Annotated in this window: 24 protein-coding genes; 8 read left to right on the forward strand and 16 right to left on the reverse strand. The window is 33.6% G+C overall.

Annotated features, from left to right (window positions below; genetic code table 11):
- The first annotated feature begins 108 nt into the window (after positions 1–108).
- Both MHI39_RS18400 and MHI39_RS18405 read left to right on the forward strand, forming a co-directional pair.
- Complete coding sequence (locus MHI39_RS18400) at positions 109–1,122, forward strand: DUF3231 family protein (RefSeq protein ID WP_341043374.1); 1,014 nt, start codon at positions 109–111, stop codon at positions 1,120–1,122.
- Between the two features lie 362 nt (positions 1,123–1,484).
- Entirely contained in the window at positions 1,485–2,903 is a 1,419-nt protein-coding gene (locus tag MHI39_RS18405) for an NAD-dependent succinate-semialdehyde dehydrogenase (protein ID WP_342539892.1), read from the forward strand.
- Positions 2,904–3,014: 111 nt separating this feature from the next.
- Here MHI39_RS18405 and MHI39_RS18410 read toward each other — a convergent pair whose 3' ends face one another.
- Together MHI39_RS18410 and MHI39_RS18415 are read right to left on the reverse strand one after the other, a co-directional pair.
- Positions 3,015–3,365 (reverse strand): hypothetical protein, encoded by a 351-nt coding sequence (locus MHI39_RS18410; protein WP_342539893.1) that lies wholly within the window; start codon positions 3,363–3,365, stop codon positions 3,015–3,017.
- 295 nt (positions 3,366–3,660) lie between these two features.
- Positions 3,661–4,789 (reverse strand): IS3 family transposase gene (locus MHI39_RS18415; protein ID WP_152984831.1). Its coding sequence is split into 2 segments (ribosomal slippage): positions 3,661–4,524 and positions 4,526–4,789, totalling 1,128 coding nucleotides; the frame shifts between segments, so codons are not numbered across the junction.
- Positions 4,790–5,001: 212 nt separating this feature from the next.
- Here MHI39_RS18415 and MHI39_RS18420 point away from each other — a divergent pair.
- Entirely contained in the window at positions 5,002–5,454 is a 453-nt protein-coding gene (locus tag MHI39_RS18420) for an SRPBCC family protein (RefSeq protein WP_342539894.1), read from the forward strand.
- A gap of 38 nt (positions 5,455–5,492) precedes the next feature.
- Here MHI39_RS18420 and MHI39_RS18425 read toward each other — a convergent pair whose 3' ends face one another.
- From MHI39_RS18425 to MHI39_RS18465, 9 genes are all read right to left on the reverse strand, one after another.
- Positions 5,493–5,786: a DUF4362 domain-containing protein gene (locus MHI39_RS18425; RefSeq protein ID WP_212942592.1), complete on the reverse strand. Its 294-nt coding sequence runs from the start codon at positions 5,784–5,786 to the stop codon at positions 5,493–5,495.
- 108 nt (positions 5,787–5,894) lie between these two features.
- The gene (locus MHI39_RS18430; RefSeq protein WP_342539895.1) at positions 5,895–6,143 is read right to left on the reverse strand and encodes a DUF4362 domain-containing protein; all 249 of its coding nucleotides are present in this window, start codon (positions 6,141–6,143) and stop codon (positions 5,895–5,897) included.
- Positions 6,144–6,146: 3 nt separating this feature from the next.
- A complete protein-coding gene (locus MHI39_RS18435; RefSeq protein ID WP_342539896.1) occupies positions 6,147–6,707 on the reverse strand; it encodes an AAA family ATPase in 561 nt (186 codons plus the stop codon).
- A 102-nt stretch (positions 6,708–6,809) separates the two neighbouring features.
- Complete coding sequence (locus MHI39_RS18440) at positions 6,810–7,235, reverse strand: hypothetical protein (protein WP_342539897.1); 426 nt, start codon at positions 7,233–7,235, stop codon at positions 6,810–6,812.
- Positions 7,236–7,327: 92 nt separating this feature from the next.
- On the reverse strand, positions 7,328–7,813 hold the full coding sequence (locus MHI39_RS18445) for a YjdJ family protein (protein ID WP_342539898.1): 486 nt from the start codon (positions 7,811–7,813) through the stop codon (positions 7,328–7,330).
- A gap of 379 nt (positions 7,814–8,192) precedes the next feature.
- Positions 8,193–8,825 carry a hypothetical protein gene (locus MHI39_RS18450; protein WP_342539899.1) on the reverse strand — a complete coding sequence of 211 codons (633 nt, stop codon included), beginning with the start codon at positions 8,823–8,825 and terminating at the stop codon, positions 8,193–8,195.
- Positions 8,826–9,118: 293 nt separating this feature from the next.
- Positions 9,119–9,592 (reverse strand): HAMP domain-containing sensor histidine kinase, encoded by a 474-nt coding sequence (locus tag MHI39_RS18455; protein ID WP_342539900.1) that lies wholly within the window; start codon positions 9,590–9,592, stop codon positions 9,119–9,121.
- Positions 9,593–9,913: 321 nt separating this feature from the next.
- A protein-coding gene (locus MHI39_RS18460; protein ID WP_152984831.1) for an IS3 family transposase occupies positions 9,914–11,042 on the reverse strand; the annotation gives its coding sequence in 2 pieces (ribosomal slippage) (positions 9,914–10,777 and positions 10,779–11,042; 1,128 coding nt in all).
- Positions 11,043–11,090: 48 nt separating this feature from the next.
- Positions 11,091–11,603, reverse strand: coding sequence for a PAS domain S-box protein (locus tag MHI39_RS18465; protein ID WP_342539901.1), 513 nt, complete (start codon positions 11,601–11,603; stop codon positions 11,091–11,093).
- A gap of 262 nt (positions 11,604–11,865) precedes the next feature.
- On the opposite strand from MHI39_RS18465, the gene MHI39_RS18470 reads away from it, so the two are divergent.
- The 3 genes from MHI39_RS18470 to MHI39_RS18480 all read left to right on the forward strand — a co-directional run bounded on the left by MHI39_RS18470 (position 11,866) and on the right by MHI39_RS18480 (position 14,702).
- The gene (locus tag MHI39_RS18470; protein WP_342539902.1) at positions 11,866–12,336 is read left to right on the forward strand and encodes a hypothetical protein; all 471 of its coding nucleotides are present in this window, start codon (positions 11,866–11,868) and stop codon (positions 12,334–12,336) included.
- Between the two features lie 105 nt (positions 12,337–12,441).
- Entirely contained in the window at positions 12,442–13,263 is an 822-nt protein-coding gene (locus tag MHI39_RS18475) for an STAS domain-containing protein (RefSeq protein ID WP_342539903.1), read from the forward strand.
- 350 nt (positions 13,264–13,613) lie between these two features.
- On the forward strand, positions 13,614–14,702 hold the full coding sequence (locus MHI39_RS18480) for a hypothetical protein (protein WP_342539904.1): 1,089 nt from the start codon (positions 13,614–13,616) through the stop codon (positions 14,700–14,702).
- Positions 14,703–14,861: 159 nt separating this feature from the next.
- On the opposite strand, the gene MHI39_RS18485 is transcribed toward MHI39_RS18480, so the two are convergent.
- The 4 genes from MHI39_RS18485 to MHI39_RS18500 all read right to left on the reverse strand — a co-directional run bounded on the left by MHI39_RS18485 (position 14,862) and on the right by MHI39_RS18500 (position 18,222).
- Positions 14,862–16,469, reverse strand: coding sequence for a DUF4179 domain-containing protein (locus tag MHI39_RS18485; RefSeq protein WP_342539905.1), 1,608 nt, complete (start codon positions 16,467–16,469; stop codon positions 14,862–14,864).
- Positions 16,456–16,998, reverse strand: coding sequence for an RNA polymerase sigma factor (locus MHI39_RS18490; protein ID WP_342539906.1), 543 nt, complete (start codon positions 16,996–16,998; stop codon positions 16,456–16,458). Before MHI39_RS18490 ends, MHI39_RS18485 begins: the two co-directional genes overlap by 14 nt.
- Positions 16,999–17,366: 368 nt before the next feature.
- The gene (locus tag MHI39_RS18495; RefSeq protein ID WP_342539907.1) at positions 17,367–17,939 is read right to left on the reverse strand and encodes a GNAT family N-acetyltransferase; all 573 of its coding nucleotides are present in this window, start codon (positions 17,937–17,939) and stop codon (positions 17,367–17,369) included.
- A gap of 46 nt (positions 17,940–17,985) precedes the next feature.
- On the reverse strand, positions 17,986–18,222 hold the full coding sequence (locus MHI39_RS18500; protein WP_180212754.1) for a hypothetical protein: 237 nt from the start codon (positions 18,220–18,222) through the stop codon (positions 17,986–17,988).
- 180 nt (positions 18,223–18,402) lie between these two features.
- Here MHI39_RS18500 and MHI39_RS18505 point away from each other — a divergent pair, with 180 nt between their 5' ends.
- On the forward strand, positions 18,403–18,723 hold the full coding sequence (locus MHI39_RS18505) for a hypothetical protein (RefSeq protein WP_342539908.1): 321 nt from the start codon (positions 18,403–18,405) through the stop codon (positions 18,721–18,723).
- Between the two features lie 241 nt (positions 18,724–18,964).
- Here MHI39_RS18505 and MHI39_RS18510 read toward each other — a convergent pair whose 3' ends face one another.
- Positions 18,965–19,318 carry a hypothetical protein gene (locus MHI39_RS18510; RefSeq protein ID WP_058004999.1) on the reverse strand — a complete coding sequence of 118 codons (354 nt, stop codon included), beginning with the start codon at positions 19,316–19,318 and terminating at the stop codon, positions 18,965–18,967.
- An 848-nt stretch (positions 19,319–20,166) separates the two neighbouring features.
- Here MHI39_RS18510 and MHI39_RS18515 point away from each other — a divergent pair.
- Positions 20,167–20,409, forward strand: coding sequence for a hypothetical protein (locus tag MHI39_RS18515; protein WP_342539909.1), 243 nt, complete (start codon positions 20,167–20,169; stop codon positions 20,407–20,409).
- Positions 20,410–20,644: the final 235 nt, after the last annotated feature.

A 20,644-nucleotide genomic window follows, 5' to 3' on the forward strand; every position in this document is an offset into this window, starting at 1 on the left:
AAAAGCAACAAACGATACGAAAACAGCCTTCTCTTAAGAATGTCGTGAATTAGTTATTATATCCTTTCATCTATTCGGGAAATATAGAAATATGGAGGGATATGAAAAATGAGCGATAAAATAAATATTGTGAAGCTAACAAGTGCTGAAATTTCAGCTCTTTGGACAACATATTTGAACGATAGTGTAGCTAATTGTCTACTGACTCACTTTATAGAAACAAACACAGATCCAGAAATAGATTCAGTGCTTACAAGCATTCAAAAGATTGTAAATAAACATATAGACCGGATCGCTGAACTCTTCCAAAAGGAAAATATTGTTATACCTGAGGCTTTTAAAATTGAAAAACATGTAGTTCCGAAAGCTCCTAAATTATTTTCTGACGTTTTTTATATACAAAGTGCCTATCAAATGTGCCGTTTTGGGATTAGTTCCCACTCTACATTCTTTGCAAGCTCTGCAAGAGAAGATATTCGTTTCATGTTCAAAGACTTTATCGATGATGCGTCTCAGCTATATAATGATACCATTGATAAATTGCAGCAAAAAGGAATTTTTGTTCGAATGCCTTTTATGACCTATCCTACCAAGATAGACTTTGTCAAAAAAGAAAACTTCTTGACAGGATGGCTTGGACGTAAGCGCTCCCTATTAAGTATCGAAGTCACTCATTTAATCACCAATGCCTATCAGAACGAAATTGGGCGAGCAATCTGTATAGGCTTTTCCCAAGTAGCACAGGAACAAGTACTCCGAGAATATTTTAGTCGTGGCAAACAATTGAGTAAACACATCCTCAGTTCAATTCGTGATGTTCTAGAAGAATGTGATATACCCTTTCCTAATATATGGGATCAAAGTGTAAATGGCTCAACCACTGCCCCTTTTTCAGATCAGCTAATGCTTTATATAATCGGCATTCTTTCAAATCTTGGAATGATGACATATGGTGCTGGATTATCGGCTACAATGCGTAGGGATATAAGTGCGATGTATGGAAGTTTCATTACAAAAACTGGTGCTTACGGTGAAGATGGGATGACATTAATGATAGAAAAGGGCTGGATGGAACAGCCTCCTCAATTTATTGATCATGAAAAATTAGCAAAAGGAAAATAAAGTTGGATGAATTATAATTCACAGAGCTTTAATCTATAATACATTACAAATCCTCTATTGGTAGAAAGTGATAACTTCTATTAATGGAGGATTTTTTCATGTTCGTTTCCAAAATAGATTGACTACTAATAAGTCGCTGCAAATTTTGATTATGATTTTTTTACTCTTTCCTTCTTCTATTTTGTATCTATTTTTTCTGTAGTTTCCTGAAAAACATCTTCTATGTAATGGATACGAATGCAAATGGTTTTACTGAATGGATACTTCCTTGTATCCTTAATTATAGAAAAGACTTCGAAAGAAATGAATCATACGTTTTTCTCGATAGGTAGTAGAAGTTTAACAGAATGGAGTGAAAAAGCATGAAAAAACAGTTAATGTATTGCAATGGCGTATGGATAGGAAGCGATAACCCTGTATTAGAGGTTACTAATCCCGCTACAGGTGAAGTCATCGCAACAGTGCCTTTTGGTGGAAAAAGAGAAGCACAGCTTGCCATTGACGCAGCAAGTGATGCATTTCCTCACTGGGCTGCACTTTCAGCCTATGAACGCGGAGATCTTATTCGAGCATGGTATGACCTCGTTAAAGAACATGAAATGGAGCTTGCAAACATCATGACCGCTGAACAAGGAAAACCGTTAAAGGAAGCACTTGGAGAAATTCAATATGCAAATGGTTTTCTATCCTGGTACGCTGAAGAAGGAAAAAGAGTTTATGGGGAAATGATTCCTGCCACACAGCGAAACAAACGACTGTGGGTTCAAAAGCAACCCGTTGGTGTCGTTGCTGCTATTACACCCTGGAATTTTCCAGCTGCCATGATTACACGTAAAGTGGGTCCAGCACTTGCTGCTGGCTGTACTGTTGTCGTCAAGCCTGCAGAGCAGACTCCGTTAACGGCTTTAAAGCTTGCTGAATTAGCTGAAAAGGCCGGAATCCCAAAAGGCGTTATTAATGTTATTACAGGTGATCCGAAGGAAATTGGTGAAGTATGGCTACAGGATCCAAAGGTGAGAAAACTTACTTTTACTGGTTCAACAGAAGTAGGAAAACTGTTAATGCGCGGCTCAGCAGACACTGTTAAAAAAATTTCGCTTGAACTTGGTGGCCATGCCCCTGTCATCATAACTAAAAACGCTGATATGAATAAAGCGGTTGACGGTGTAATTGCCGCTAAATTTCGTAATGCTGGACAAACATGTGTCTGTTCAAATCGAATCTATGTACACGAAGAAATTCTAGATGAATTTACAACTAAATTTACTGCGAAGGTAAAAGAGCTACGGATTGGGAATGGAATGGATGAAGGAACAGAAATTGGTCCTTTAATTGATGAGGCAGCGATTTCTAAGGTACAACAGCATGTATCGGATGCTGTACAGAAAGGGGCAAAGATTGAAACAGGTGGTAACTTAGAAAACGGATTATTCTACCAACCTACTGTCCTTTCAAATGTAAATGATGAAATGCTTTGTATGAGAGAGGAAACTTTTGGGCCACTTGCTCCTATTGCTTCCTACACAAGTGAAGAGGAAGTAATTAGACGAGCAAATGATTCCATTTTCGGTCTGGCTGCTTACGTCTTTACTGAAAACATCTCAGAAGGCATCAGAATTATCGAAGGTTTGGAATACGGTATCATCGGATTCAATGATGGTCTCCCTTCCACCCCTCAAGCTCCTTTTGGTGGTTTCAAACAAAGTGGACTTGGGCGTGAAGGTGGTCACCACGGAATTGAGGAATATTTAGAAGTTAAATATGTTTCATTAGGATTATAAAAGAATAATAGCCTTATTAATATGTCGGCCTTAATGCTATTCATACACTCACCTCTTTTTTTCATATTTGTCGTGAGTGTATGAGTTTAAGACTGCATTCCCACATTGTCTCTATAAAGTGAAATTTTTCAATATATTAATTTCATATCTCCCGTCGCTTTTTTTATTTTGAACTTCGACCAATATCGTCCCCATTGTACCTAATGGTGATTGATCGAGCCCTTCGAAGATTTCTTGTCTTTCTGTAATCCTTAATTTTTTATTATAATACTTCATATATACTGTTTTTTTGCCATCCACTTTATTATACAATGCTGTCGAAACTCTTTCTCCACTTTTATTTTTTTTAAAAGTAGGCTCCTTCGCATTATCACCATCAAATGTAATAGTTACATTCTCTAAGGTTTCAATGGTATTATTATCAACATATACAACAGGCAAGGTTTGCATCCCCATAAACATATATATCTCCCCCTTTTTCACTTTTTTCTGTTAGTAAAAATATACGAGGAGTAAAGTGGACCCCTTCGTCAAGACACTAATTTAAATTTTTTAAGGTGGGTCAGAATCCATTATGGATATCTGCTTTATAGGAGCTAGAGGTGCTCACTGGGGCTAGGGGGGTGGTAGGTGCACATTTTTTTGCGAGTGATTCATCCTACTCTATTTTTCCTTCTCAGGGGAGGTTCTGTCAAGGGCGAGCGGAGCGAGGGCTAGCCATACCCTTGACAGGTTCTTCCCTGAGAAGTATCATCCCTTATGGATGAATCACTCCGAGGCCATAAACGGAGGCGGGGGGTTTATAGCCAATCGATTGGTGAGGGCGTTCATAGTTATAGAAGTGGATAAAATTGTTAATCTCTTTCCTTGCTTCTCTTGGACTCTCGTAATCTTTTAAGTAAACCTCCTCATATTTAATCGTTCTCCATAACCTCTCTGTAACAATATTATCAAGGGCTCTTCCTTTGCCGTCCATGCTAATTCGGATGTCCTTATCCAGCAGTAATCCGGTATATTGGGGACTGGTAAAATGGCTACCCTGATCACTATTTAAGATCTCTGGCTGTCCTACCGACAGAGCCCGTTTCACTGCCTCCAAGACAAAGTCAATCTCTAGTGTTTGGTCTAGCTCCCAGCTAACGACAAAGCGAGAATACCAGTCTATCAGAGCTACAAGATACATCCAGCCTCGTTGGAGGCGAATGTAGGTAATATCGATTCCCCAGACGTGGTTAGGGTGGCTAATGGCCAAATTTCTAAGAAGATACGGATAGATCCGGTGCTCAAGATTGCGTTTACTAAGGTTAGGGCCGGGAGAAATCCCTGCAATGCCCATTTCCCGCATATGACGTTGTACAGCCTTGCGATTAATATTTATTCCATTGTTGTTTAGAACAACAGTAATTCGCCTAGACCCAAAATAGGGATGCTTGGTATAAATTTCATCAATCTTGTGCTTGATAAATATTTCCTCAGGAGAAGGCTCGACTGGCTTATAATACAAGCTAGTACGATTGAGCCCAAGCAGCTGAGCCTGGGTAGTGATTGGCAGCTCTTTATCATCCCAATCAATCATTTGAATACGCTCGGCCCTACTCCTTGATTCCAGATTTTTTTTTAAGCCACGACAATTGCGTGGTTAAACGGCCAACCTCAGCGTAGAGGTTTTCAATTTGATTTTCATATTCCGCCTTCATTTGATCCGCTTTTTTATTTTCTTTAGCGAAGATCGAAGGCATTTGATCAAGAAATGCATTCCTCCATTGTCTAATTTGATTGACGTGAATTCCATGAGATGAAGCGATTTCATTCATGGTCTTTTCTTCCTTTAGGACCTCTAGCACGATTTGAGCTTTAAACTCTGGTGTGTATCGATTTCTTTTCATAAACCTACTTTAACATCTCCTCATTTCGTGTCTAGTTTCTTGGGTCCATTATAGAGATCGCATTGAATGTTTCACAATTTTCAAAAAAAGTGCTGAATTCCTTTAAGGTGTAAAAGTTGACAGTAGGGCTTTTACAAAAGCAACAAACTATACTAATACAGCCTAATTAAAACAATAACTATCCATTACTATATACAGGGGGATATAAAAACATGCCAATTATTAAGTATTCGATTTATATTGAAGCACCTATTACTATTTGTTTTGATTATGCTCGAAGTGTAGAAATACATATGAAAACCACTAGAAAAACAAGTGAACGAGCAATTGGCGGTGTTACTGCTGGTCTCTTGGAAAATGGAGATATAGTTGTATGGGAAGCTATACATTTTGGAGTAAAACAAAAATTGACAGCTAAGATTATAGAAATGGACAAACTACATAAATTTATCGACATTATGGTAAAAGGTGCATTCCACTCGTTTATTCATACACATGAGTTTGTTGAATACGGAAAAGGTACACTTATGATGGAAACCTTTGACTATCAATCACCCTTTGGAATACTCGGAAGCATAGCAGATAGATTATTTTTAGAAAAATATATGCAGTGTTTTCTTGAAGATCGCGCAAAAGAATTAAAGAGAATTATAGAGAAAACATGATTCAGATATTTGATTAATTTAAAGGAAATAAATGAATCTTATTTTTTATCTGTTCCTAAATAATAAGGTCTTTGAAAGCCACTACACTCCGTCAAAATATATTGATCATAATTATTCTCATCTTTCATCACTGATATTGATTTACAATGATGGTTTGTAATTGTATTTTCACCATACTTATCTCGTGTTGTATCTCTTTCCACTTCAAGAAATTCTCCATTGAAAGAAATATCACTGATGATAGGATCCCCTTCTATAGTCTTTTCTCGAACATTGTAAATATTTAAGTAAGTTATTACTAATAAATATCTGGTGAAAAATGCTTTTCCCATCATTTCACTGAGAAAAGAGTTGCAAGCTTCATCACAACCGCTGAATACTTTATTAGGTGTAAAAGCCGGCAGTAGGGCTTTTACAAAAGACTATTATACAGAAACCGCCTATGTATAGGAAACTACCCTTATCTGATCTTCTTTCTCATTCCGTACATTCCGAATAAAATCTTTAAGTCTTGCTACATTTTCTATTCCTTTATATGAGCTTACTATGTCTGTTGATTCAGGTACGAATGGTTCTTTATGAGATGGTGATTTCGTACAACCAAAGAATACAAGGAAAACAAATAGGATAAGCATTAAATAAACCTTTTTATCACGCATAGAGAAATACCTTGAATTCAATTTGCCCATACCTTAACAACCTTGTGCAATATGAATAATTTTTTGGGTGATTAAATGAACTTCCTCTGGGTTTTTAATGATAAATAAGTGTTCTGCTTCTCCCTCTATTGGATCCATTATGTCACTTCTATTCGACTCCGCTTGTTGACGAGTAAGTACCTCTTCAAATGTAGAAGCACTCCTAAATATAGCTGTACTTCGCTTAGTGGTAGATACTCGCTCTTGAAGAACATGATCTGGAATATCAAAATGAACGAGGATACGAAAAAATCCCTTTTGCTGAAAGTAATGAAGCAAATCCAAGCGGCCTTTACGAGCACGATTTGAATTACAAATAATAAGATGATCATTTGTTTGATTAACCGCGTAATCAACAATTGTTTGAGTAATGGTGTATTTGATCATATTCGGCCCTTTATTAGGTATTAAGCCTCTATAATACTTGTTGATGAATTCAGCATGATTATCTTGGTCAATGACAAGTGAATGAGGCAATTTTTGCTCTAAGTATTTAGCAAAAGTAGTTTTTCCGCTATGTGTTTTACCTACAGTTATAATCACAAACCTTTTCATATCCCTTCACTCCTTTATAACAATTGTTACAGTGTAAATTTTAACTGTCACTTTCATTTCGACTCATTAAACCTATATAGTTCAGTGGATTATGATAAAAAATTACTTTCTTATAGTTATTAGTGTATTCTCTTTAATTTCAACATTATTTATCTTTAAATCACCGAGGATAATCGTTTGATCCAGTTCTATATTTCTTTCTTCTAATTCCTCTCCAACCCAACAAGTATATAATTCACAATAATCTCCGTTATCGAGATAATTATCCAGCATGTTAAGTAGAGCTTTCAATGCTCGTAGTTCCTTTTGATAATTATGAGGTGAAATTTTACTTTCTTGCCTATCCAAACAAATTCCCACATTCTCTGAAGTAGATATTTCATAGATATTTTGTGTTGTCATATGTTTTCTAACATTTTTTCTATTACTGTGATCTGAAAAGTTATTTCCTATGATAATCATATTATTACTAGAAAAATTATTGGTTGGTAGAATAAAATTACATCCTAGGTAATTCGTTAAACTCAATCCGTTCATTCTCCTTTCTTCACTATCACAATAATATTGTGAAGTCCAAAAGTTCATCCTTCTTAAATGGGCCACTGCAGTTAACGTTCAAACTAGTTTATTCCCCTTTTCACCTTCATTCGATTGAATCGCTTAAAATAACTCATCAGTCCAATTCCTATAAACAAGAAACCAAGAGCTAAGAAAAGTTTAAACATCATGCGACCTCCAACGGTTGGTGAACTGGAAGTGAAATAACTAACTAAAACGAATGTGCCACCTATATAAGTCAGAAAATAAGCAAACCATTTTTTTCTTTGTTTCAATAAACGGTGTCCAATGATTATGGTCAAATATAAACTGGTCATCAGCATAATGATTGGAAAGGTAGGTTGAAATTTTACGGCATATACAAAATAATCTAGAGGAAGTATTTCGTTTGCATCACTAACTCCCCCCTTTAATAAATGTGTAAAAGGTGTAGAGTACCTCCATTCCCAAGGGTTATCCATTATTTCGCTACCTTCATACCATGCGGCAATACTAGAGAATATAAATAAAGTACTAGCAATACCGATTTGAACGATAAAAGAAACCACTTACACTTACCTCCCTTTACTATTTAAATCGTTCTTAAATTATATCATTCCATTGTATGTTATTTGGATAATTTACTTCATTTTCCACTTAATTGATATTTATTCATTAACACCTTACTAATTAGCAATTAAAATTTATTTTCGGTAAGCTTGACAAAGGTATCCTGAGTTAAGTATCAGCTTACTGATAGACCCTCACCATCAAACGTAATTGCCATACCATTATTTATTATTTCAATCTCCTTTCTACATACTTAGACGTTAAATAGAAAAATAAGTCGCAAAAAAGGTAGACTTAAAATTGTCTACCTACTATTTCAAAATAATTGAATGAATGGATTTTTATTGTCAGAATATAAATATTAGGACACAGTTTTTATCATTGTGAATAGGCACGTATCATTTTTTCAACATATTCTTGTAAGCTTGTATATACTGAATCCCCTTTTAAAAATTGTTCTACCACGCTCAAAGGTAAAATAGCTCTATCTTTCTTTTTAGAGTAGAGGAGAGTATATGGCCTAGTAATTTCAGCCACACAAGCAAGTGACTTAGAATGATGATAAACAGAGTTGAATTCATACCAAGTAAAATCTTGATTGATAGTCCTTTTTATTACTTCACCAATATATGCACCAATGCGATTTACCATATTATCAAGAGCTTCATTTAACAATACAGTACCCTTTTCGGTTTTCATTAGTTTTTTTGTATACAAATCAATATATTGAATACTTTCAATCGTGAAATCTAAATTTCTTTTTGTAAGGTTTTCTTGATCCCATTCTTCTTCTGAAACATCTTCATACATTAAATTCGCTATTCCCTTTAGATTGTCTTTTACTAATCCTTTTGATCTGAAATAGACAAGCACTAAATTTTCCAAAAACAAACCTAGGCAACTAAAAAAAGTTGATGAAAGGTTTAACTGATGTTTAAATATTGCGCTCAACAATATGCAACATAAAAATATACAAAAATAATATAGCAGATTCTTAATTATTAATTTCATTTATGTATCCTCTAAAATTTCATTGAAATGATATTTCTTCCTTTTATAGTAATTGTTTGATTCATCTCTTTCATCTGGTAATTTCACCCTAATGACTATTCTACATTTCGTTCACCAATAATAAAAAAACGTTTGGCAGTAATCTCCAAACGTTTTTCCGTAATAATTTACATATGTTAATTGTATTTATTATCTAAGAATGAAAGCTGTTAGAAAAATTATTTTCTACTATGTAAAAGATGAACTTGAAAAGATATATGTATAAATAAATTTATTGATATAAAAATGAACTTTTATGAAGGGTATAATGGCAACTGGATGGTAAAATTTGTTCCAATTCCTTCTTTACTTTTCACCATAATTTTCCCTTTATGGCTAGAAATAATATTTTGGGTAACCATTAAACCTAGACCTGTTCCTTCCTTTTTGCTAGTAAAGAAGGATTGTCCAATATGATCTAATTTATCAGAAGGAATCCCTATTCCATTATCTCGAATATTCGTATAAACATATTTATCATCTTTATTAATATCGATGGTAATTTCTCCGCTCTTATTAATGGCTTCGAGTGCATTTTTGATTAAATTAACAAAAACTTGCTTTAACTGAACCTTATCTCCTAGTACAAAAAGCTTTTTATATTTCCCCGTATAAATATTAATATTTATCTTCCTTTTAAATGCTTCCGTACTAAATAAATTTACTGATTCATTTAAGATATCAAACAGGCTTTCAACTTGCCATACGGTTTCTTTAGGTTTTGCCAAAAATAATAATTCATTGGCAATATCCTCAATTTGCTGAATTTCTGTTTCAATTATATCTATGTATGTGTTATTAGCTATAAAGTGGACCCCTTCGTCAAGACACTAATTTAAATTTTTTAAGGTGGGTCAGAATCCATTATGGATATCTGCTTTATAGGAGCTAGAGGTGCTCACTGGGGCTAGGGGGGTGGTAGGTGCACATTTTTTTGCGAGTGATTCATCCTACTCTATTTTTCCTTCTCAGGGGAGGTTCTGTCAAGGGCGAGCGGAGCGAGGGCTAGCCATACCCTTGACAGGTTCTTCCCTGAGAAGTATCATCCCTTATGGATGAATCACTCCGAGGCCATAAACGGAGGCGGGGGGTTTATAGCCAATCGATTGGTGAGGGCGTTCATAGTTATAGAAGTGGATAAAATTGTTAATCTCTTTCCTTGCTTCTCTTGGACTCTCGTAATCTTTTAAGTAAACCTCCTCATATTTAATCGTTCTCCATAACCTCTCTGTAACAATATTATCAAGGGCTCTTCCTTTGCCGTCCATGCTAATTCGGATGTCCTTATCCAGCAGTAATCCGGTATATTGGGGACTGGTAAAATGGCTACCCTGATCACTATTTAAGATCTCTGGCTGTCCTACCGACAGAGCCCGTTTCACTGCCTCCAAGACAAAGTCAATCTCTAGTGTTTGGTCTAGCTCCCAGCTAACGACAAAGCGAGAATACCAGTCTATCAGAGCTACAAGATACATCCAGCCTCGTTGGAGGCGAATGTAGGTAATATCGATTCCCCAGACGTGGTTAGGGTGGCTAATGGCCAAATTTCTAAGAAGATACGGATAGATCCGGTGCTCAAGATTGCGTTTACTAAGGTTAGGGCCGGGAGAAATCCCTGCAATGCCCATTTCCCGCATATGACGTTGTACAGCCTTGCGATTAATATTTATTCCATTGTTGTTTAGAACAACAGTAATTCGCCTAGACCCAAAATAGGGATGCTTGGTATAAATTTCATCAATCTTGTGCTTGATAAATATTTCCTCAGGAGAAGGCTCGACTGGCTTATAATACAAGCTAGTACGATTGAGCCCAAGCAGCTGAGCCTGGGTAGTGATTGGCAGCTCTTTATCATCCCAATCAATCATTTGAATACGCTCGGCCCTACTCCTTGATTCCAGATTTTTTTTTAAGCCACGACAATTGCGTGGTTAAACGGCCAACCTCAGCGTAGAGGTTTTCAATTTGATTTTCATATTCCGCCTTCATTTGATCCGCTTTTTTATTTTCTTTAGCGAAGATCGAAGGCATTTGATCAAGAAATGCATTCCTCCATTGTCTAATTTGATTGACGTGAATTCCATGAGATGAAGCGATTTCATTCATGGTCTTTTCTTCCTTTAGGACCTCTAGCACGATTTGAGCTTTAAACTCTGGTGTGTATCGATTTCTTTTCATAAACCTACTTTAACATCTCCTCATTTCGTGTCTAGTTTCTTGGGTCCATTATACTATTTCTGCTTTTAATAATTGCAGAAATCCTTTAATAGCAGTGATGGGGTTACGGATATCATGTACAATACCTGCTGCTAATTCTCCAATAAGTGATAATTTTTCTGTTTGCATGATAAGGTGCTGAGTGTGTTTTTTTTCGGTTATATCCCGTACAACAATTTGAGACATCATCTTATTATTTGAATGTTTATAAGGTATGGCCATTATTTCTACATCAATTTCTGAACCATCTTTTTGAAACATTTTTTGTTCCATTAATGGAGCAATCTCCATGTTTTCTGTCACTCGTCTTAGTCTTTCCTTACATATGGAATGAAATTCTGGATGTAAAAATTGATCGAATCTTTTACCGAGGATCTCATCATTTTCATTAAATCCTAATAACAACTTACTTGCTTTATTGGCATAAACAATGATTCGGTCATCTAAAATAATATTTGCATTTAAATTTCCTTCTATGATTTGTTGAAAATCAAAATTCATATTTTTCATGATTATTTCCATTGATTAACCTCCTTTGCAATTTATTTATATACCCAAAAATAAATTTAATTAAACTTTATTTCACAGCCAAATCAGAATAATATCATTATTTATTCATTTCGAATATTAACTTGATTTTTTTCAGACCCATTCCATTAGTTGTTCTGCCAATAGTTACATTTTTGAAGGAAATTTGATTAGGGCATATTAAAATAGAAATTAAACTCTAGAGAGATAGTTGCAACTTTACCCGTAGAATAATTAAATAGGGGGTTAGAGTAATGTGGCAAGACAAAAACCAACAGAAGCATTATTATGGAGTATCGCTTTCCCAGGATTCGGTCAAATTATTAATGGTAAGTATGTAAAAGGACTTGTTTTTTTAATATTGGAAGTATTAATTAATGTCAAAGCTCATTTTAATGCGATTATCGTATTGAGTTTTCATGGAGAAATTGAAAAATCCATTGCACTGGCAAATTATGATTGGCTCATGTTTTACCCATGTTTATATTTCTTTTCAATGTGGGATGCATTCAAAGATGCAGGTGGTGACAAAAAATCTTATACCTCCATCATATTTGTGTTCACCGCATATACCGTTACAGTTGGCACAATATACTCATCAACATTTACTTTATTCGGCCAGTTATTTGGTCCGATTTGGTTACCGATTTTGTCTGTTATACCAGGGATAGCTATTGGTTGGGCAATCAAAACATTACTAATTAAATTCAAAAATAAGGTGAAATAATAGTCTTTGTAATAACCCCTTTCTTATTTAAATATTAATAATATTCCCTCCAAAAGAATAAAGATATATAATTAATTGGTAACTTTGATTTGGGGGTGGAAAAATATGCATAGAAATAATGATTTGTATAATTTTTTATTAAATAAAATCAACCAATTAACTGAGGATTGGTATGACTCATTAAATAAAGATGATGATGATGGTGTATATAGTTCCAATAATTCTGAAGTTATAAGGAAATTAAAAAGGCAAAATAATGATTTCCATAAGCACTTATGCAAAGTTTTTATTGAAGAGGAAGCAAAATTTTTTAATTCCTTTGAGGAATGGATCAATGAAGTTGCCTATGATGAAGAGCATGTAAAAACTCCTATTAACAGAATAATAAGGGAGTTTTTTCGAGTACAGGATCAATACTTCCATTTAATTGAAGAGTTTATATCAATAAATGAAGGGGAATTTAATCATTCGCAAATTCATTCCTGGCATTTAGTCATTATTAAAGCTTTTAGTAAAGTCATTGAAAAATTTACTGAAGCAAATAATAAAGCACAACAAGATACTATTCGTGAATTGAGCACCCCAGTCATTTCACTAAACAAGAATAGTGCTCTACTACCTTTAATCGGAGATATTGACTTTGATAAAAGCTTATTAATAGAACGTACGCTTCAAAAGTGTGCACAGAACGGTATTCAAACACTGTACATAGATTTGTCAGGTGTACATACAATTGATGAAGAGTCTGTCTATCATCTCTCCCAATTAATCGATGCCCTACAACTAATCGGTGTAAAAACGATATTGTCTGGCCTCCACCCTAAAATAGCTATGGCTGCTATTCACTTAAATCTACCTTTAAATAAGGTAACAATCAAAGCTTCCCTTGCACAAGCCCTTGATGAAGAAAAAGCTGTTAATTATTAATGGGTAAAAGGGGGGTCTGACCCCAAATTCTTGTATCTAATACAGAAAAGCTATATGTATTCTAGATATCCCGGGTGGGGGTCTGACCCCAGAGTGGCTTCTTTCCTACTTCATTTTTCCCCGCTTTTACTTCCTTTATCATTCTAATATTCACGTGTTTTGAAAATTAAATAGTAATAAAGGATGTAGTATGGTTTTAAGCTATGCTTAATTGCAATTTTATACTAATTTATATCTAGTTTCGCTGTAATATAGGAGGAATATTTATCTATTTGTGGAATATTTACGTGAATGGTGAAAACAAAACTAAGAGTATAAACTAGATATTTCTTTTATATGGGGGAATTCGGATGTTCGCTAATCTAAAGGTTGGTAGAGTAATTAAAGTAGTTGAGGATACAAGTCGAAAAGATATATATAAAGAAGATAGGGGATCGCGCTCTTTTCCTATCAGCATCTTTTACCCAGCATTAGATAATGCAATAAATGACATAGAAACAAATCTTATCTCTCTTTTCTCCCCTGCCATTCATGAAGCAATAGACACCTTTTCCAATGTAGGGATTCATATTGAAAAGTTAAAAGAGGTTAATATTTCTCTTAAAGATCATGCGAATCCTATTCCAAATACGTCATTTCCGGTCGTATTATTTTCTCCAGGATTTGGGATCGATCGAGATTTGTATATTGAGATCACAACAGCATTGGTCCAAAAAGGATACATTGTTGTTGCAATTAGTGTTCCATATGATAGTTTCTTAACGGTCTTTCCAAATGGTGAAGTCGTGATACAAGCAGAAAGACATCCAAATGACAAAACACAGATCAAAACTAGAATGCAGGATGTACAATTAGTATTGGATTCTTTAGAAAAATGGAACCAGGAGAAATTTTTCAATGGATTATTTGATACCGATAACATTGCCGTACTAGGCCATTCTCTAGGTGGAGCAACCGTTTTCAATATTGCTGCAATTGATGAACGTATACGATGTGCCATTTTATATGATGCAAGTTTGCATTTAATCGATCAAACGATGCCTAAAATCCCAATTCTGAATATTCGTCAAGAAGCGTCTTCTTATGAAGAGTATCTCGTTGCAATTTTAGACGAAGATGACGAAGAACAGAACAAGAATATTGCTACACGCTATATCAAGAAACAAATGGAAATGTATGAGCATTTACCTAAAAGTAGCTCATTTATAAAAGTAATCGGAGCGAAGCATTTATCATTTTCAACGATTAGTAGGCTTATCTCTGAAGAATCACCTGAAGTAATGAAGTCCATTCAAGAACTAACGATAGCATTTCTTCAGGAATTCTTAAGTGGAAATAGCGGAGTATATAAAGAAATGATTAACGATCAAAACAGACCGACAAATTGTATCAAAATCGATGGGAATGGATTACCTATCACACTGGCGAATCGAAAGTAATTAAGTAATTTCGGTTTTACGAAGATTACTTGAAAGAACGAAACCCTTACTGAAGCAAAAAATCGTCCATGAATCTTGATTGACCAAGTATTTTCGGGACTCTTTCCATTGAATGAGTCCCGAAATGAGTGATCGTTAGAGCTAAGATTATTACATGGTTTATTTAAGAATAACAGTTTTCGGACGTTCCTCGTAAACAGTAAATAAAAAAATATTTAAAGTAAGATCTTTATCCTTTATATTTTTAAATGTTTCTACTTGATTATTATGTCGATGCAATCCATCCTCGGAGCGCTTATCAGCAAAAATCCTTTTGTCCTTTTTATAAATGACACTTTGTGTAATCCCACCAAAGCGCTTGTCATTACTTTCAGACTCTACAATCAAATCATCACCTTTAGAATAATAAGTAATTTCTATTGGAAAACCTTTTATTTCCGTGTGAATGGTATTTGGTTCATTAGAAATGTTCGTAAGGCGAACTTTGTCTTGTTTTTCCCCTTTATAACTAACTCTCGCATCATTAAAGGACAGTGAAATTTGTTTACTCTTTATATTCTCTAAAACTCCCTGAGTTTCAAAAGAAATATAGCCTTCACTATCTATATATCCTTCCAAACTTTCTTCACCGATTTGCAAAGTTACTTCATTATAATTAATAAAAACTTCATTTGATTCACTATTAATATTTTTCTTGTCAAAATATATCTTCACTCTACTTGGAGTGATGACTAAGTTCTTCAATCGAAGCTGCTGGATACCCATATTAATTGTTTTGTTTAATTTCATCGAATAGGTAGATTTTTTTGCGAGATTATGATTATATTCAAATTCCAGCTTCCACATTTCAGGATAATAATTGTCTCTATCATTATATTCTAAACTCATTTCTACATTATCCAGTTCATTTTTATCCAGCCTGAATGATTCACTGAGTTTTAGAACATTCGGTTGGGGACGTTTATATACTACTCCTGAACTTAAAATGCGATTATCTTGAAAACTAAAAACTAAGGAAGCATGATTGATATTATTTTTCTCTTCTAATTCAATAAGATAATCTATTTGATACTCCCCGTTACGATATTCATTAGAAATGAACTTGATTTGAGATATGCCGTCTTGATTTATTGGAATCGTATTTGTATCGTCCCGAATCAAAGATTTAAGCTTTACTGTTTTCGTTTGTATTTCGGAAAGACCGCCAATTTGGAGAATGACTTTACTATCCGCTGGAATCTCTTTATCAGTATGCAAGTAGCCGACTAATTTATCAGATTTTTTATTATAAACTACAGTTGCTTCAAGCTTCTCTTCTTTTCCATCTTCCATTATTAACAGTGCATCATCAAATCCTGCTGCACTTATTGAATGATCATGATCGAGATCTAAGCTAATATTAATAGTAGTACCATTTTCATCCGAAACGACATTATGCACCTGTAACACTCCGAGTCCATTTTTTGTCGTTTTGTTGATTTCTTGTCCGAATCCATTTTCTAAAGAGGTGATAATTCCATTTCCATTTATATCTCGCATCCATTCTAAAAGTTCATTCGAGTATTTTGCCAATACAGGAGTAGTTGTTAAAACGATCGCCATTAATATTACCGAGACTACAAGCTTTGGCTTCATTAAACGTTTAGTTGTGACCTGATCACCCTTTTGAAGATTAGAGACAACTTTATTCCACATTTTATTTTCATTAGGAATATCAACATTATCGTTTTTTACTTTTACCTTTAATAGATCCTCAATACTTCTCAAGCCCATTCCTCCATTCAATGAAAAGATTTTTATCTTCCTGAATTAACTTTTTAATTAATTGTTTTCCTTTAAAATGTCTAGACCTTACCGTACCTTCTGGAATCTTTAAAATATCTGCTATTTCTTTATCTTTACATTCATGAACATACTTTAATACCATGACCTTTCTTAAACGGATAGGTAGTTTATTCATTAATTCAACTACTTCACTTTTACTTTCACTTTTTTCGATTTTTTGTTCGATAGTTAGGCTATCCCCGAAACGCATGAATGTAAGAAGTTGAACAGTTTCCTTTAATATCATTCTTTTATTATTCTTTAAATAATTTCGTGACATATTCATGGCAATACTGAGTAGCCAGGATTTTTGATTTTGAATCGCTTGAAAATCCTCACATAATGCTTTAGCAAATACGTCCTGGCAAAGATCTTCCGCATCATATTTATTTTGAACCATATAATAACAAGCTCGAAAAACATCTTTATAATAAGTATGAAATAGCTCCTTCCCTTCATTAACTTGTTCCATTAATCCACCCCCCATTTTATTTTTAAGGCTCTCTTCTAAAACACTGCTGTTAAATACCCTTGTGCATTTCAACTGTAAAATCTCCCTTTCTGATTTCCCTATATACAAGAGACTTTTATCGTTGTTTACTATTACTAAGAATTTCTAAGATTAGAATCGAGACTTGAAACCTGACTTATTGAACGTAGGAATCTATGAGAAAAGTGCCTTTTTCTATACAAGTAACAATTTTATCGATTAAAACGTTCATTTTAATTAATAAAATTTTACTGAAGGAAAAAAAAAAGCGCGATCTCCTTGTTAAAGGGATCGCTTCCATTTATCGATAATGGATTAATAATTTCACCTCTAATATTCCAATGAGAAGCTTATAAATCTAGATACCATATAAATTGAATTTCATCTTTTATTTCAGCATCTTTGTAATAGGCATATTCGTCTACTTTTCCTAATACTGCACCATGTTTATGATAAAATTTACATGCTGGAACATTATTATTTTGGCACTCTATTTTCATTTGCTTCATTCCATTTGATTTAGACCATTCAACAGCCTTCTTAAATAATTCTGTACCTACACCTTGTTGCTTATATCTATCATCCACTCTTATATCCCATAACACACTCATATCTTCTCGATCATCAAGCATATCGACATCTTTTGTTTTTGAAGCTATAGTCACAGCACCAATAGGAATTTCATTATCAAATGCCATAAAAAATGCCCAATTGGAAATATCGAAACTTTGAGAATAGTTCGTCGCCAGTTCATATACGCCTAGATCTTTTATGTACTCTTTAACTGGAGTTTCTTTTAATAGAAATCCTCCTAATCCATTGTCAATCTTTTCTATACTAAATATACTCTTTACATGTATTAGCATAGGAATCCTGTCATATTCATTTAAAAATGATTCATCAATTTCTCTATATGTAATCAACTATTCATCCCCTCCCATCAATGAATCATTTCTGGTTTGGGTTTATTCAATTCTTTGTTGTTTTGCCTATTTTTTGAGACAGAATATAGGAAGCTGTAGCAGTAATCAATATTATCAGTAGTGGCATTGCAGAAGTTCCTCCAAACACTACCTCTTGAGGATGATTACCCTCTAATATCGAAGGATCTGGAGTATATACTGCAGTTAAAATGAGACCTGATATTATTTGTAATACCGCATAAAACAATAGAAAACTAACGATAAAAATAATATATTTTTTCATATACACCCTCCTTTTTTAGAATTATTTGTAATTTTAGTTTATCATACTAATTGTTTATAGCATGATTAATCCCTTATGTTTTTTCGTTTTGATATAGTTTTCTTTAAATATTTCTACTTTTTTGAATACACTTTCCATTTTATGCTATTATTGAGAGTAAAAGGGGGAATGAATTAAACGATGAAAAAGTTATTAAAAATCTTCACTACATTAATCATTTTATTCATACTCAGTTTCGGAACAGCGTATTTTACAAATACAAAAATTATAGACATCACATTTTTTGTAGGAGTAATAGTCACTGTAGTTATTTGGTTCTTTTCTTCAAAGGGAGGTATAACCAGTCATAGCTTAGATATGCAGGTTCAATCGACGACTGGATACAAAATTGAACAACAAAGATATAAATTTTCACCTACTATTACATTCCTCACATCACTCATTTACACCATCATTTCTTTAATCGTATTACTAATCTATTATAGAGATTATTTGCTGTGATTCATTATCCATATGCTCTTGTTAACCAACAGGAATAGGAATGAATTAGCACTAAAAGATCATGATAAATAGCGTCTTTTGCTAAAAGGAGCTACCATAATTACCTTAATAAACAAAATCTGGTTCAGAATTATGTCTCAAATTGTTTATTTATAAAACGGGATTAGCGAGTATTGGAAATACTCGCTTTTTATATTAAGTCATGCATAAGAAGGAAAATTTAATTATCGTACATGAATGTTTATTTAGTGAAAATAAAATCTTTGTAGAAAATAAACGTTAGGATGCCTGTAATAATTGTATAGCTCAAAGCTAAATAAAATGAGGGTGTTGCTCGAAAGCTCCTTTCTACTTTATCCAATCTAGTCCAAACCTCTACTTCGAGTTCATTATCTTCATTACTGCTTTGCAGTTTAGAATTAGTGAGCTCTGAAGCAAAACCACCTGAAGAATTAAAAAAACTGATGATGATGGTTGCTAAAAGTCCGGTTAGAAAGGACCAATCAAGAAATGAACTGTTGAATAGTTTGGCAATCCCCCAATTAGCCAAAAGGATAAGACCTAATGTAATAACTGACCAAATCATTTTTTTCATGGTTTGCCTCCTTTATTTTAATATGAATATTATGTAGTGCCATTGATAGGATAAAGCTTGCACAGTCTCCTCTATCCCCTTCTATTCTCTCATTTTAGAATAAATCTTTTACTATATTACATGACTAATATACCAACATTTCCTTTATTTTAAATAAATACCACAATAAAACATGGAAATAATTTAATTAAAAATGTTACAATCCTTTCGGAAAACTTCCAGTAGGAAATCAATCAAATTTTATGGTTAGATAATTTTGTAATGTTCCTGTCACTGTCAGCGTTGAAAATAACATGATTAACTTTGGTTCAAACTCAGTTAAGTTGTATAAAACAATAGCTTATAGGAGCAAAGGTTGAAATTTTTTAAGGAGATGTTCGGTTGTTATATTTATCTATCATATTATTTATTTTTGTTGGAGTTTATTTAGTTGCATCTGGAATTAATGTTTTTTAAGGCTCTTTTCTCAAACATTGTTGCTATTTAAGTAAAGTTATAACGAATAAATATCGACTGAGGATGGCTACATGATTCATTTTACTGAGAAAAGAGCTGCTATCTTGTAAGAACCGCTAGAATCCTTAATTAGGAGTAAAAAGCCGGTAGTTAGGCTTTTACAAAAGCAACAAACTATACAAAAATAGCCTTTATTAAAAGAGAATAAAAAAGATAAAAAATGGTGGTACTACATAATTGGTATTTTAGAGGTTATTTTAGATATTATATCAGATCCAATTACTAGTGTAGGAATTCGTATTTTTTTTGGAGGTTTATTTATTTTAGCTGGTTTACTGTTATTACTGCTTTAATTTATTATTAAATAAGACTTAGAGATAAGTAGGGATATTGTGGAAGAAGTTTTTTCAGGTATATTTGTTTTTACCGTGAGTGTAATTTTACTATGGACAGGCATTTTTTATCTTAAAAAAAGAAGATATAAGGACCCAGATGATGGAATGGAGTATTTATTAAAATTTACACCACTACCGCAAATTATAAATTATTGGCTTGTAAAAATTTTATTCATAATTGCTGGTTTGTTAGGAATATTTTCTTGCATCTATAGAATGATTCAAACTATTTACTATTAGTTTAGCAAAAAAATAATAGCTCTAGCATCATTGCTATAAAACATTACTAGGCAAGCATATTGCCGTATATTCAATATATAAATAACACCCCGTGAAAATTAGTTGGTGTCTAACATTTACGGGGCAATTCAAGTTGAGAATTTGCATAGAAGCTAAGACTCTAATTTCATGGAGTGTTTTATTAAATTCTTGGTACGAAATGATACATAAAACATAATATTCAAGTTAAAAAATT

Origin of the sequence: Heyndrickxia sp. FSL K6-6286, assembly GCF_038630395.1 — a bacterium.
GTDB classification, from domain to species: domain Bacteria; phylum Bacillota; class Bacilli; order Bacillales; family Bacillaceae_C; genus Heyndrickxia; species Heyndrickxia oleronia.